Origin of the sequence: Thioalkalivibrio denitrificans (assembly GCF_002000365.1) — a bacterium.
Taxonomy (GTDB): domain Bacteria; phylum Pseudomonadota; class Gammaproteobacteria; order Ectothiorhodospirales; family Ectothiorhodospiraceae; genus Thioalkalivibrio_A; species Thioalkalivibrio_A denitrificans.
This window is the reverse complement of record NZ_MVBK01000040.1, coordinates 41267-55496: the sequence shown is the minus strand read 5'-3', so window position 1 is coordinate 55496 and position 14230 is coordinate 41267. Positions and strand designations below refer to the sequence as shown.

13 protein-coding genes are annotated in these 14230 nt (G+C 65.2%); 6 read left to right on the top strand and 7 right to left on the bottom strand.

The annotated features are described in order from the left end of the window. Positions 1 to 24: 24 nt before the first annotated feature. The 6 genes from B1C78_RS07170 (at position 25) to B1C78_RS07145 (ending at position 8060) form a co-directional block, all read left to right on the top strand. Positions 25 to 2775: a TRAP transporter permease gene (locus B1C78_RS07170; protein ID WP_077278479.1), complete on the top strand. Its 2751-nt coding sequence runs from the start codon at positions 25 to 27 to the stop codon at positions 2773 to 2775. 96 nt (positions 2776 to 2871) lie between these two features. Next, on the top strand, positions 2872 to 3549 hold the full coding sequence (locus tag B1C78_RS07165; RefSeq protein WP_077278478.1) for a hypothetical protein: 678 nt from the start codon (positions 2872 to 2874) through the stop codon (positions 3547 to 3549). A 113-nt stretch (positions 3550 to 3662) separates the two neighbouring features. Further along, entirely contained in the window at positions 3663 to 4406 is a 744-nt protein-coding gene (locus tag B1C78_RS07160; protein ID WP_077278477.1) for a metallophosphoesterase, read from the top strand. Between the two features lie 77 nt (positions 4407 to 4483). After that, positions 4484 to 5551 carry a glycolate oxidase subunit GlcE gene (gene glcE / locus B1C78_RS07155; RefSeq protein ID WP_077278476.1) on the top strand — a complete coding sequence of 356 codons (1068 nt, stop codon included), beginning with the start codon at positions 4484 to 4486 and terminating at the stop codon, positions 5549 to 5551. Positions 5552 to 5553: 2 nt separating this feature from the next. Next, on the top strand, positions 5554 to 6786 hold the full coding sequence (gene glcF, locus B1C78_RS07150) for a glycolate oxidase subunit GlcF (protein WP_077278475.1): 1233 nt from the start codon (positions 5554 to 5556) through the stop codon (positions 6784 to 6786). A gap of 92 nt (positions 6787 to 6878) precedes the next feature. After that, positions 6879 to 8060 (top strand): pyridoxal-phosphate-dependent aminotransferase family protein, encoded by a 1182-nt coding sequence (locus tag B1C78_RS07145; protein WP_077278474.1) that lies wholly within the window; start codon positions 6879 to 6881, stop codon positions 8058 to 8060. A gap of 126 nt (positions 8061 to 8186) precedes the next feature. Here the strand turns inward: B1C78_RS07145 and galU are convergent, their stop codons facing one another. The 7 genes from galU to rpsA form a co-directional block, all read right to left on the bottom strand. After that, entirely contained in the window at positions 8187 to 9074 is an 888-nt protein-coding gene (gene galU / locus B1C78_RS07140; protein WP_077278473.1) for a UTP--glucose-1-phosphate uridylyltransferase GalU, read from the bottom strand. A 104-nt stretch (positions 9075 to 9178) separates the two neighbouring features. Next, positions 9179 to 9415, bottom strand: a complete 237-nt coding sequence (locus B1C78_RS07135; protein WP_245795350.1) for a ComEA family DNA-binding protein — start codon at positions 9413 to 9415, stop codon at positions 9179 to 9181. Positions 9416 to 9550: 135 nt separating this feature from the next. Then, on the bottom strand, positions 9551 to 10273 hold the full coding sequence (gene pyrF, locus B1C78_RS07130) for an orotidine-5'-phosphate decarboxylase (protein ID WP_077278471.1): 723 nt from the start codon (positions 10271 to 10273) through the stop codon (positions 9551 to 9553). A 260-nt stretch (positions 10274 to 10533) separates the two neighbouring features. Further along, on the bottom strand, positions 10534 to 11727 hold the full coding sequence (gene lapB / locus B1C78_RS07125; RefSeq protein WP_077278470.1) for a lipopolysaccharide assembly protein LapB: 1194 nt from the start codon (positions 11725 to 11727) through the stop codon (positions 10534 to 10536). A 2-nt stretch (positions 11728 to 11729) separates the two neighbouring features. Then, positions 11730 to 12023, bottom strand: a complete 294-nt coding sequence (locus B1C78_RS07120; protein ID WP_077278469.1) for a LapA family protein — start codon at positions 12021 to 12023, stop codon at positions 11730 to 11732. Positions 12024 to 12041: 18 nt separating this feature from the next. Further along, positions 12042 to 12365 carry an integration host factor subunit beta gene (locus B1C78_RS07115; RefSeq protein WP_077278468.1) on the bottom strand — a complete coding sequence of 108 codons (324 nt, stop codon included), beginning with the start codon at positions 12363 to 12365 and terminating at the stop codon, positions 12042 to 12044. Between the two features lie 128 nt (positions 12366 to 12493). Beyond that, positions 12494 to 14170, bottom strand: coding sequence for a 30S ribosomal protein S1 (rpsA, locus tag B1C78_RS07110; protein ID WP_077278467.1), 1677 nt, complete (start codon positions 14168 to 14170; stop codon positions 12494 to 12496). Between the last annotated feature and the right edge of the window lie 60 nt (positions 14171 to 14230).

The following is a 14230-nucleotide window of genomic DNA, read 5'->3' as shown; positions in this document are numbered from 1 at the left end:
CTTGGTATAGCGCGCGTCGTACCCATGACGGCGCCTGATCAGACCCCGGCCCCCCGGGCCGGGGCTTCGGCCGCCCCTGAGGCGGCGCAACTGGTTGTCTCCATGGAGGCGGGCGCCCGGGATCCGGGCGCCCTGACCCGCGCCCTCATCTACGCCACCGCCCTGGCGTGGTCGCTGTTCCAGGTCTGGATTGCCTCGCCGTTCGGGTACTGGCTGGGTTTCCTGGTCATTCCCGAAACCCAGGCCCGGGCGATTCACCTGGCCTTTGCCGTTTTTCTGGCATTTCTGGCGTTTCCCGGCTGGTCACCCCTGGCCCGTCGGCACAGGCCCGTTGCGGGCGTGTTTTTCGTGATCTTCGGCCTGGGTGTGCTGGGCCTGGCCGCCTACAACCATCTCTCGGAACTGCCACGCGCCGGCGTGTTCGCCATCATCGGCGCGGTGATCGTGGCCATGTCCTGGCCCAACCTTCGGCCCGCGCCGCTCACGCGCGTACCGGCCATGGACTGGGGACTGGCGATCCTGGCGGCCTTCTGCGCCGCCTATCTGTTCATCTATCACCAGGAGCTTGCGCGGCGCCCCGGGAGCCCCACCCCACTCGATCTGGTGGTGGCCGGCTGCGGCATGGCCCTGCTGCTGGAAGCCACGCGCCGGGTGCTGGGCCCCGCCCTGATGATCATCGCCGGCGCGTTCCTTTTTTATACCTTCGCCGGGCCCTGGATGCCGGACCTTCTGGCGCACAGGGGCGCCTCCTTCGGACGGGCCATGTCGCAGCAATGGTTGTCCAACGAAGGGGTATTCGGCATCGCGCTGGGGGTGTCCACCAGCTTCGTGTTCCTGTTCGTCCTGTTCGGGGCGCTGCTGGAGCGCGCCGGAGCGGGCGGTTATTTCATCCGCGTCGCGTTCGCCCTGCTCGGGCACCTGCGCGGCGGACCGGCCAAGGCGGCGGTGGTCGCCTCGGGGCTGACGGGCGTGGTGTCCGGATCCTCCATCGCCAACACGGTGACCACGGGCACATTCACCATTCCCCTGATGAGAAAGGTGGGCCTGTCTGCACCCAAGGCGGGCGCGGTGGAGGTGGCCAGTTCCGTCAACGGCCAGCTGATGCCCCCGGTCATGGGCGCGGCCGCCTTTCTCATGGTGGAGTACGTGGGCATCCCCTACGTGGAGGTGATCCGCCATGCCTTCCTGCCCGCGGTGATCGCCTACATCGCCCTGCTCTACATCGTGCACCTGGAAGCCCTGAAGATGGGCCTGGAAGGTCTGCCCCGCTTGCGCGAGGTGACACTGGTACGGCGGCTGGTCAGTTTCGGTCTCACGGTCTCCGGGCTTCTGATCCTTGCCGGGGTCGTTTACTACGGACTGGGCTGGATCAAGACCGTGGCGGGGGACGATGCCATATGGATCATCGGCGTGCTGGTGCTGGGGGCCTACCTCGGGCTGATGTTCATCGCCAGCCGCGTCGACGAGGTGCACATGGTGGACGAGGACCACCTGGTGCTGCCCGATCCGGGTCCCACCATCCGCAGCGGCCTGCATTACCTGCTGCCCGTGATCGTGCTCATCTGGTGCCTGGTGGTGGAACGCCTCTCGCCGGGTCTGTCCGCCTTCTGGGCGGTGATGTTCATGTGCTTCATTCTGCTCACCCAGCGCCCGATCATGGCCATGCTGCGGGGCACCCACGGCTACGCTTCGGCCCTGCGCCGCGGCGTGGTGGAACTGGCGGACGGCATGGTCCAGGGCGCCCGCAACATGGTGGGCATCGGGGTGGCCACCGCCGCCGCGGGCATCATCGTCGGCACCGTGGCCATGACCGGCATCGGGCTGGTCATGACGGACCTCGTGGAACTGCTCTCCGGCGGCAACATCCTGCTGATGCTGCTGCTGACGGCACTGATCTGCCTGATCCTGGGGCTCGGGCTGCCCACCACCGCCAACTACATCATCGTCGCCACGCTGATGGCGCCGGTGATCGTGGACCTCGGCGCACAGCACAACCTGCTCATTCCGCTGATCGCCGCTCACCTGTTCGTGTTCTACTTCGGCATCATGGCGGACGTCACGCCGCCCGTGGGCCTTGCCTCCTTCGCGGCCGCCGCCGTGGCGCGGGCAGACCCGATCAGCACGGGTGTCCAGGCCTTCTGGTACAGCCTGCGCACGGTGGCCCTGCCCTTTTTCTTCGTCTTCAACACGCAGTTGCTGCTCATAGGCATCACCAGCGTGTGGCAACTGCTGCTCACGTTCTTTGGCGCGCTGGCCGGCATGCTGGTCTTCGCCGCCGCCACCCAGGGCTGGATGATCACCCGCAACCGCGTCGCGGAGACGGCGCTGTTGCTGCTCGTGGCATTCACCCTGTTCGTCCCCGGGTACTGGATGGACCGTCTGCATCCGCCGCTTGAGACCGTCGAGGTCACGCAGCTGCAGCAGGTGGCCGAGGAGACATCCCCAGGAGGGCATCTGCGTCTGACGGTGGAGGGCGTGGACAGGGACGGTCGGGATGTCTCGCGTACCGTGATGCTGCCCATGGGGGCCGCCGGCAGCGGTCAGGAGCGGCTGACCCGGGCCGGACTCGGCATCATGGTCCTCGGTGACCGGGTCAGCGTCAGCTTCGTCACCTTCGGCAGCCCGGCCGAACGCGTGGGCATCGAAAGCGGCTGGCAGGTGACGGAAGTGCTGGTGCCCGCCGATCGTCCCGCACCGGAGTGGTTCTACCTCCCCGCGCTGGCTGTCCTGGCGATCGTCGTTGTGCTGCAGCGGCGCCGGGTGAGCGCCTCATGATCGCCGTCATCATGAATCCACGGTGACGAACCCGTCCCTTCACGGGTTCGTCCCGCCCTGTTACAGTCCGCATCACCCCACCAGGCCTCTTCCGCCATGTCCCTGCGCACCGCTTCGCTCGTTCTGTTCCTGTTCCTGGCATCGGCATTCCCGCTGGTCCTGCAGGCCCAGTCGCTCAGTCCCGGGCCGGAACTGGAGGTCTATCTCAGCCGCGAGATCAGTGACTGGCGCATCGAGGACGGCCCGACGGTGGAAACACGCGTCAACCGGGTCGGGCTGAGTATCCGGGACCACGTGGCCGAGGGCCTGTGGATCGGTCTCCACGGGGGTTACCTGAGTTTGAGCCAGAGTGGCAATTCCGCCACCCAGGGCATGGACCTGTCCGGCTGGTACCTGGGTACGTCCGCCCGCTGGCGCTTCCTGCGTGTCGGGGCGGTGTCGATGAACCTGTCCGGACGCTACACCTACCACGAGGCCGACGACCGCGTGGGCGATCAGGACACCCGCTACAGCTGGCATCAGTACGGCGCCGGCGTGGAATCGGTCATTCGGGGCGAGTCGCTGGCCCTGCGCCTCGGGGCCGACTACACGGCCATCGACGGTGATGAGCGGGCCCGCGGCCCCATCCGGCATACCCGCAGCCTCTCCGAGGACGAGGCCGTGACCGTTCGGGCCGCCCTCGATCTGCTGGTGGACGCCACCGGCCGCATCTCGTTCCAGGTGGAAGCCGGCGCCCGGCGCGGGGCCGGCGTACAGTTCGCGCGGCAATTCTGAACCGGCATGCACCGGTGAGATATGCGGGTTAAGAGTAATCCGACCACGCCCGTGGTTGCACCGTGCATCGGCTCGTTGCCCCCAAATGCCCGGGGCCGTCGTATCATTGGGCCATGAGCGGCAAGATCATCGAGCGCCTCAAGAAGAACAGCCGGGGTCGTGACTTCGCTGTGGGTGATCTGCACGGGATGTTCACCCATCTGGAGCACGCCCTGGAGGCCCTGGAGTTCGACCCCGAGCTGGACCGGCTGCTGTCCGTGGGCGATCTCATCGACCGGGGGCCGGAGTCCCACAGGGCCCTGGAGTTCCTGGAACGCCCCTGGTTTCATGCCATCCAGGGCAATCACGAACGCCTCCTTCTGGATTCCGAATCGGATGCGGACATGGCCTGCACCTGGGTGGCGCTCAACGGTGGCGAATGGTGGCGTGATGTGGACAAAGCGGAGCAGGCCCGCTTTCGCCGCCGAATGCGCGATCTCCCCTACCTGATGGAAGTGGATACCGACCAGGGCAAGGTGGGTCTCGTGCATGCCGATATCCCGCTGGAGCTGAGCTGGCAGGACTTCGTTGACAAGCTGGCCGACGACGAACGCCTGCGTGATTACGCGGTCTGGTCGCGCAAACGCATCAATCTCTCCGAGGCCAGCGGCGAAGTCCCGCCTGTGGACGGCATCGACCTGGTCATCATGGGTCATACCCCGCTCCAGCAGGCGGTGCATGCCGCCAACATCTATTACCTGGACACCGGTGCCGCCTACGCCGATGTGCTGTCCGAGGCCAAGCTGAGCATCCTGCAGATTCATCCGGAGCAGGTGCTCACGGAGTTTCCCACCGGGACCAACGCGGCAGCTGACTGAGCGCCCGGCCATCATTTTGTCTTGTCCGCGGATTTGTGATTGACTGTCCGCCTCATCAAGCGGCAGACACCTGACCCATGTCCGATCATGCCAAGGCCCTGACCGAGCGTGTGCGCGAAGCACGCTCTAGCGGCCAGACCCTCCACGTTCGTGCAGGCGGCACCAAGGATTTTTTGGGCGGAGCGGGGCTGGCGGGTCTGCCGGCGCTGGATGTCACGGAACATCGCGGCATCGTCACCTACGAACCCAGCGAACTGGTGGTCACCGTCCGTTGCGGCACCCCGCTGAGCGAACTGGAACAGACCCTGGCCGGCGAAGGTCAGCAGCTGCCCTTCGAGCCGCCGGCCTTTGGTGCGCAGGCCACCGTGGGCGGTGTCGTGAGTGCCGGATTGTCCGGGCCACGGCGCCCTTACAGCGGCTCGGTCCGGGATGCGGTGCTGGGCGTACGCCTGCTCACGGGCCGCGCCGAGTCGCTGGCCTTCGGCGGGCAGGTGATGAAGAACGTGGCGGGTTACGACGTCTCCCGGCTGGTGGCCGGCTCCTGGGGTACCCTGGGCGTGATCCTGGAGGTCTCTCTGAAGGTCATGCCGGTGCCGGAACGCAGCGTCACCCTGTGCCGCGAGGGGATCACCGCGGTTGAGGCGCTGGCGTTATTCACCCGGTGGGCCACCCAGCCCCTTCCCGTGACCGCGGCATGTCACCTGGACGGCACGGTTTACGTGCGCCTAGACGGCGGTCCGGCAGCCCTGCAGGCCGCCGGCAAAGCGATCGGTGGGGACGAACTGCCCGAATCCGAACAGTTCTGGCGGGCCGTGCGCGAACACGAACACCGGTTTTTCTCCACGGACACTCCTCTCTGGCGTCTCAGCCTGCCGCCCGCCACTGCGCCCCTGGGTTTGCCCGGACACTGGCTGACGGACTGGGGCGGCGCCCAGCGCTGGCTGACCAGCAACGCCCCTGCCGGCGAGATCCGCAGCACCGTCGAGGCCGCCGGCGGTCATGCCACCCTGTTCCGTCATGCCCCCGACGGCGTGCCCCGTTGCCATCCACTGCCCCCGGCCCTCTCGAACCTGCAAGTCCGGGTCAGGCAGGCACTGGATCCGGACGGCGTGTTCAACCCCGGCCACCCCATGGGGGCGTGCTGAGCATGGAAACGCATCTGGCGCCATCCGTTCGGGATACGGCACAGGGCCGGGAGGCGGAACGCATCCTGCGGACCTGCGTGCATTGCGGTTTCTGCAATGCCACCTGCCCCACCTACCAGCTCCGCGGTGACGAACTGGACGGACCGCGGGGCCGTATCTACCTCATCAAGCAGGTTCTGGAAGGCACCGAACCGACGCGCACCACGCAGCGGCACCTGGATCGCTGCCTGACCTGCCTCAACTGCATGACCACCTGCCCGTCGGGGGTGGATTACCGGCACCTGGTGGACATCGGCCGCAACCAGGTGAACCGGCGTGTCCGCCGCCCCGTTCTCGAGCGCATCGAACGGGCCCTGTTGCGGGCCGTTCTGCCGTATCGGCGCCGTTTCGCCGCGGCCCTGAACATCGGTCGCTGGTTCAGGCCGGTGCTCCCGTCGCGGCTGGCCGACAAGATGCCCGCAGATACCGGTCCCGCCGGTCCGTGGCCTGATGCCCGCCATGAACGCCGCATGCTGGTTCTCGCCGGGTGCGTCCAGGGTGTCCTGACGCCCAACGTGGATGCCGCCGCCGCCCGGATCCTGGACAGACTGGGCATCTCCCTGCAACGTGCGGCGGATGGCTGTTGCGGCGCCGTTGAACACCACCTGGATGCCGAGGAGGCCGCGCGGCAGAGGGCAAGACACAACATCGACGCCTGGTGGCCCGAGATCCAGGCGGGCGCCGAGGCCATCCTGGTCACCGCCAGCGGCTGCGGCGTGCACGTGCGCGACTATGGCCACCTGCTTCGGGCCGACCCGGCCTATTCGGACAAGGCGGCCGCCATCGTGGAGCGGGTGCGCGACCCGTGCGAAGTGATCGACGCTGAGGCTGTCAAACGACTCGGGGTGAATGCGGCCGGGCGCCCCGTGGCCTTTCACCCCCCCTGCACCCTGCAACACGGCATGCGCCTGCGCGAGGCCGCGGAAGCCGCATTGCAGGCCGCGGGGCTCCGCCTCACGCCCGTCAGGGACGCCCACCTCTGCTGCGGTGCCGCGGGCACCTACGCCCTGCTCCAGCCGGAGTTGTCCACGCAGTTGCGGGATCGCAAGGTACAGACGCTCGAAGAGGGCACACCTGAGGTGATCGTCACGTCCAATGTCGGTTGCCAGACCCACCTGTCAGGCCATGCGGGCGTCCCGGTGCTGCACTGGCTTGAGCTCCTGGACGAGCTGTTGCAGGCATCACCCCGTTCCTGAAGGAACTTGTGACCCGAGTACCCGGCTCACTATACTGCTCCACCCAAGCGAGCCGATCAGGGTTCGCCCGAACCCACATCCCAGGTAGAGACATGACAACCAGCTCCTTTCATCCGCCCGTCCGCACCCTCATGGGCCCCGGCCCGTCCGACGTGAACCCCCGCGTGCTGGCCGCCATGAGCCGGCCCACCATCGGGCATCTGGACCCGGTATTCGTGGACATGATGGACGAGATGAAGGCCCTGCTGCAGTACGCCTTCCAGACGAAGAACGAACTGACCCTGCCGGTATCGGCACCGGGGTCCGCGGGCATGGAAATGTGCTTCGTCAACCTCGTGCAGCCGGGGGACACCGTCATCGTGTGCATCAACGGGGTCTTCGGGATGCGCATGAAGGAGAACGTCGAGCGCTGCGGCGCCACGGCCGTGGTCGTGGAGGACACCTGGGGTCACCCGGTGGATCCCCAGAAGCTCGAGGACGCACTCAAGGCCCACCCGGAGGCGAATACGGTTGCCTTCGTGCACGCCGAAACATCCACTGGCGCCTGTTCGGACGCAAAGACGCTCACCGAAATCGCCCACCGCCATGATTGCCTCGTCATCGTGGACAGCGTCACCGGACTCGGCGGCGTGGAACTGCGCGTGGACGACTGGGGCATCGACGCCATCTACTCCGGCAGCCAGAAGTGCCTGTCCTGCACACCGGGACTCTCTCCGGTGAGCTTCAACGACGCGGCAGTGGCGCGCATCAAGGCCCGGGAGCACAAGGTGCAGAGCTGGTTCCTGGATCTCACCCTGGTCATGGGTTACTGGGGCAGCGGCACCAAGCGCGCCTACCACCACACGGCACCCATCAATGCCCTGTACGCCCTGCATGAATCCCTGGTGATCCTGCAGGAGGAAGGGCTCGAAAACTCCTGGGCCCGTCATCGCGCCCACCACGAGGCCCTGAGAGCCGGGCTGGAGAGCCTGGGTCTGGAGCTGATCGTGCCCCGCGACCATCGACTGCCGCAGCTCAACGCCGTCAGGGTGCCGGACGGAATCGACGAGGCCGCGGTGCGCAAGATGCTGCTGGACGACTTCAGCCTGGAGATCGGCGCCGGCCTGGGGCCGCTGGCCGGCAAGGTGTGGCGCATCGGGCTCATGGGTTACGGCGCCAACCGCAGGAATGTGCTGCTTTGCCTGAGCGCGCTGGAGAGCGCCATGGCCGCCCAGGGCGCGGACATCCGGTCCGGAGGCGCGGTGGCGGCGGCTATGGCGGTTTACGGGGCCTGAGTGGAGACCCTTTTAAAGCGAACCGCAAAGGAACGCGGAGGTATGCGCGAAGGGCGCGAAGGATTCTGACAGAAAACCCCTTGCGAACCTTCGCGCATACCTTGGCGTCCCTTCGTGGTCAGCTTTTCAACGCCTTTCGGCACACAAGGCATCCAGGTAAGCAGCGAAGTCGTCCTGCAACTCGGGGTGTTTAAGGGCGTACTCCACTGTCGCCTGCAGGTATCCCAGCTTGCTGCCGCAATCGTAGCGTTTGCCCTTGAAACGATGGGCCAGCACCTGTTCCTCCTTCAGGAGGCTTGCGATGGCATCCGTGAGCTGAATCTCGCCACCGGCCCCCTTGCCGGTGTTCTCGAGCAGTTCGAAGATACGCGGCGTGAGGATGTAGCGGCCGACCACCGCCATGTTGGAGGGCGCGTCCCTGGGCGCCGGCTTCTCCACGATGCCCTTGACCGCCCACAGGTCGGGTTCCATGTCCTCGGGCGTCACGACCCCGTACTTGTGGGTCTCGTCCTTCGGAACTTCCTCAACACCCAGCACACTGCAACTGAAACGCTCGTAAACGTTCACCATCTGCCGGAGTGCACCGCCGCTTCCTTCGCCGTCGACCAGATCGTCGGCCAGTATCACGGCGAACGGCTCGTCACCGACCACCGGACGTGCGCACCCTACCGCATGACCGAGACCCAGCGCTTCGGCCTGGCGGATGTAAACACAGGAAACATGCGGCGGAAGGATGTTCTTCACGATCTCGAGCATCCTGTCCTTGCCGCGCTCCTCCAGCTCCGTCTCCAGCTCGTAGGCCTTGTCGAAATGGTCCGGGATGGAACGCTTGTTGCGGCCCGTGACGAACACCAGCACATCGATGCCGGCCTCCACCGCCTCTTCCGCCGCGTACTGGATCAGCGGCTTGTCGACGACGGGGAGCATCTCCTTGGGATTGGCCTTGGTGGCGGGCAGAAACCTCGTGCCCATGCCCGCGACCGGAAAGACTGCCTTGCGAATCTTCTTGTGCATGAAAGTCCGGGGAAAACCGTGTTGGTGAGACTATTAAACATAGCATAACGGCCCCGCCCTTCCGTAGAGGGACGGGGCCGTTTCCAATCACGTGTGCGACCGGATCACTCCAGGACGATGACGTCCATGTTTTCTTCGAGGGTGCGTTCACCGATGCCGGGCACCTGCATCAGCTCATGCAGGGAACGAAACGGCCCGTTGGCTTCGCGATAGGCAATGATGGCTTCCGCCCTGCTGGGACCGACACCCCTGAGGATCGTCAGCGCCTCAACATCCGCCGTGTTCACATTGACGGAGCCCGCGGGTTCGGCGAGCGCCGGTGCGGACAGCAGAAGAAACATCACGATGAGAACTGCAGAAAGGTATTGCTTCATAACCTAAGCCTCCCGTTTGGGTTTCCTTGGCGTTCCATGGTCGTCCGTGCAGCCCCGATCCATGAGTACCTGGTGCTGCGGACCGCGTAAGACTATCAAAGTCTATGGAGATTGCAAGGCAGCCCGCACGTCCGCGTTGATCTCCTCGAGCGCCGCCACGGGATCCTCGGCCCGGGTGACGGGCCTGCCCACCACCAGGTAGCTCGCGCCCGAGCGCATGGCGTCCGCCGGGGTCATGACCCGACGCTGATCATCACCGGCGGCACTTGCCGGACGGATGCCCGGAGTAACCAGCAAGAAGCCGGGTCCGGAACGCGCCCGCAACAGGGGGGCCTCCTGTGCGGAACAGACCACACCGTCCAGGCCGCCGTCACGCGCAAGGCCGGCCAGGGACTCGGCCAACGCGGAAACCTCCCCCTGGTAACCCAGCTCGGCAAGGTCCCCCGCATCCATGGACGTCAGCACGGTGACGGCGATCAGCAGGGGCCGATGTATCTCGCTGTTCACGGCCTCGCGCGCCGCCTCCAGCATGCGCCGCCCGCCGGAGGCGTGGACGTTCATCATCCACACGCCCTGGCGCGCTGCCGCGCGACAGGCCGAGGCCACGGTATTGGGGATATCGTGGAACTTGAGGTCCAGAAACACCTCGAACCCCGCTTCCTGCAGCGACTCCACCAGGGCGGGTCCGCCGCTGACGAACAGCTCGAAACCGACCTTGAGACGGCAGCTGCCCGGCGAGAGCCGCCGGGCGAAAGACAGGGCATCGCCGGGATCGGGGAAGTCGAGGGCAACGATTACCTTGGGATCGGGAGATTCAATGGACATGAGCGCTTCCGGTTTTAGCCCGCATATTTCGCCGGGATCGCGGGCTAGTTGTGTTAAGCCAACAGATTGTTCACAGGTAAAGCGTAGGAGGCTCTCGCGAAGGAGCGAAGCATGTCCTGCGATGCTTGTTGTAGGAGCCCAGCCCTCTGGGCGAACCGGCGTTGCACCCGTGCTGCGTTCGCCCAGAGGGCTGGGCTCCTACAACCGGTCCTGCCTGCCAGCAGCTCACCCCGGATGAACAACGTATTGAGAGATCACAGCTAGTGGCTCAGGGCCGTTTGCGGCCTTTCAACGTGCAGTTCCCGCGGTTTGATCGTGCTCCACTGGTGACAGCCGGGACAATGCCACAGGTGGGTCCGCACGCTGAACCCACAGTTCATGCAGCGGTAGACAGGGCGTTGCTCGAGATAGCGCTCAAGCACGTGGGACGCGCGGTTGAGGACGTCGCCGGCCTCGGCATCCTCAACCCGACCGGACCAGTGCCGCAGAAAGACCTGCAGTACCGGCAGCGCAACCCGCTCCCGGACCAGTTCCTTGTTCAGCAGATCGTCCAGTTCCGCCTGCCGTCCCTGGCCGCGCAGTGCCTCGAGACGCGCCAGCAGCGTGGCAAGAGAGTTGTCGCGTCGTGACAGCTGTGCGAGGAATCGTTCATACCCGGCCGCATCCCCGAGCCGGCCATGGAGCTCACGCACGCGCTCAAGCACCAGGCAGGCGAAATCCGGATGCTGGTCCGCCACATGAGCATAGTGCTTGAGGGCACGGCGGTCGTCGCCCCCTTCCACGGCGAGGTCCCCCAGCAGGATACTGGCCCTGACGGAATCCCTGTCATTGGCCAGTGCGCGGCGGGCATGCCGTGCGGCACTGGAGGGGTCGCCGTTGCGAGCCGCCTGCTCACCCAGTTCGCAGCAATAGTGGGCAATTCGCACGCTCTGGGAGTCCGTCGTGTGCCCCCCCAGGTGCTCCGCGGCCCAGATCGCCTTCTCCCATTCCTTCTCCTGTTCGTAGAGGTCGCGCAGACGGGCATAACCCTCGGCGCGCTGATACCCGGTATTGATCAGTTCGCGGAACAGGCCTTCGGCACGGTCCAGCACCCCGGCCCGCATGTAATCCCGTCCAAGTTCCATGAGGGCGTTGGCGCGCTGCGCCGGTTCGAGATTGGGCCGTGCAATGAGATTCTGGTGGATGCGGATGGCGCGATCCACCTCGCCGCGCCGACGGAACAGACTCCCGAGGATCAGGTGCGTCTCCACGGTGTCGGCGTCCACGTCCACCATCTGGATGAACACCTCAAGGGCGCGGTCAGACTGCTCGTTGAGCAGAAAATTCAAACCCTTGATGTAGTCTTCCGACAGCGTGCCGCGGGGGGTGCGGCTGATCCTTCGTCCGCTGCGACGAGCGGCGATCCAGCCCGAGGCGGCTGCTATCGGAAGAAGCAGCCATAGGAGCCCGGTCATGATCAGTAGTGATCCTTGATGGGTATCTTGCGAAGCTTGGACAACTCGTCCTCTGCCAATCTCACACGCTTGTGAAGCTGACGGTTGTCACGAACCCGGCGGAGCATGAGGCCCACACAGGCAATCGACGCCAGAACGGCGCCGACCAGAAGACTCGAGAAAATGACCACGGACAACGGTAATTCCACACGCAACGCGTAGAGATTCACCAGGACCGGATCGGCATTGAGCAGTGTGAAGCTGGCGCCCACGAGGACCGCCAGGATCAGGATGATCACGAGGATGAGCTTGCGCAAGGCAAAGGCCTCGGGAGACTACAGGGAGCCGCCGTCCGCGGCGACCGCTTCCGTGACCGGCTCCGTCCTGTTGACCCGCTCCCGGAGTTCCTTGCCGGGCTTGAAATGCGGTACGTACTTGCCCGGCAGCGAAACCGTCTCGCCCGTCTTCGGATTGCGGCCCACCCGGGGGGGGCGAAAATGCAGGGAGAAACTGCCGAATCCTCGGATCTCGATACGGTCTCCGGAGGCCAGCGCCTGGCTCATGTGTTCCAGCATCGTCTTGACCGACAACTCCACGTCCTTGTAGGCCAGATGGCTCTGCTTTCTGGCCAGTACGTCGATCAACTCAGACTTGGTCATGTCAGCAACTCCAGGTGGCGCCGGCCGGAAACGGCATGTCAGTGTAAGGCCGGGCATGCCGGATCAACCGCGCAGTTATCCCCCGAAACGGGCCGGCACGCCCCGACGGCGGCCGGCCCCACGGGACGTCATTTGTCCTGCTTGCCGCCCATCTGCTCCTTGAGCAGATCCCCAAGCGAGGTGGTGGCGCTGCCGGACCCGCTGTAATCCTGCAGGGCCTCGGCCTCTTCCTCGTAGTCCTTCGCCTTGATGGAAAGCGTCACGGTGCGGTTCTTGCGATCCACGCCCATGAACTTGGCCTCCACCTCGTCGCCCACGTTGAGCACGCTGCGGGCATCCTCGACGCGGTCCCGGGACAGTTCGGATGCACGCAGCACACCGTCCACGCTTTCGGCCAGCTCGACGATGGCGGCCTTTGCGTCCACTTCCTTGACCTTGCCCTTGACGATGCTTCCCTTGGCATGCTCAGCGACGAAGTTGGAGAAGGGATCCTTGTCCAGCTGCTTGATGCCCAGCGAGATGCGCTCGCGCTCGGGATCAACGGACAGGACCACGGCCTCGATCTCGTCGCCCTTCTTGTAGTTGCGCACGGCCTCCTCGCCTTCCATGTTCCAGGACAGGTCGGAGAGGTGCACGAGACCGTCGATCCCCCCATCGAGGCCCACGAAGATGCCGAAATCGGTGATCGACTTGATGACGCCGGAAACCTTCTCGCCGCGGTTGTGGGTGGCGGCGAACTCGTCCCAGGGATTGGCCTGACACTGCTTCATGCCCAGGGAGATGCGGCGGCGTTCCTCGTCGATGTCGAGGATCATGACCTCGACCTCGTCTCCCACGGCGACCATCTTGCCGGGGGCGACATTCTTGTTGGTCCAGTCCATCTCAGAGACGTGCACCAGGCCTTCCACACCGTCCTCGATCTCCACGAAGCAGCCGTAGTCGGTGATGTTGGTGACCTTGCCGAACAGGCGGGTGCTCACGGGGTAACGGCGGGTGATGTTCTCCCACGGATCGTCGCCCAGCTGCTTCAGGCCCAGGGATACGCGGTTGCGCTCGCGGTCGAACTTGAGCACCTTGACCTCGATCTCCTGACCGATGTCCACCACCTCGGAGGGATGCTTGACGCGTTTCCAGGCCATGTCAGTGATGTGCAGCAAGCCGTCGATGCCGCCCAGATCCAGGAAGGCGCCGTAGTCGGTGAGGTTCTTGACGATGCCCTTGAGCACCATGCCTTCCTGCAGGTTCTTGAGCAGTTCCTCGCGCTCGGCGCTGTATTCCTTCTCCACCACGGCGCGGCGGGAGACCACCACGTTGTTGCGCCGCTGGTCCAGCTTGATGAGCTTGAATTCCAGTTCCTTGCCTTCCAGGTAGGCGGTATCGCGCACGGGGCGCACATCCACCAGCGAACCCGGCAGGAACGCACGGATGTCGCCCAGCTCCACGGTGAATCCGCCCTTGACCTTGCCGGAGATCATGCCGGTGATGGTCTCGTCGTTCTCCATTGCGGATTCCAGACGCTCCCATGCCTTGGCGCGCTTTGCCTTCTCGCGGGACAGGCGTGTCTCGCCGAAGCCGTCCTCGGGACTCTCCAGCGCGACTTCCACCACGTCGCCCACCTTGACTTCCACTTCCCCCTTTTCATTGAGGAACTGCTCGGTGGGGACGACACCCTCGGACTTGAGTCCGGCGTTGATCACGACGACGTCGGGCGTCACGTTGATCACGGTGCCGTTGATGATGCTGCCTGGCTTCATCTGCGTGAAGGCCATGCTCTCTTCGAACAGTTGCGCGAAACTTTCACTCATGAGTTGTCTGAACCTGAAAAAGGGCTTGGCAAGATCCGTTCACAAGCCGGTTGGTTGATG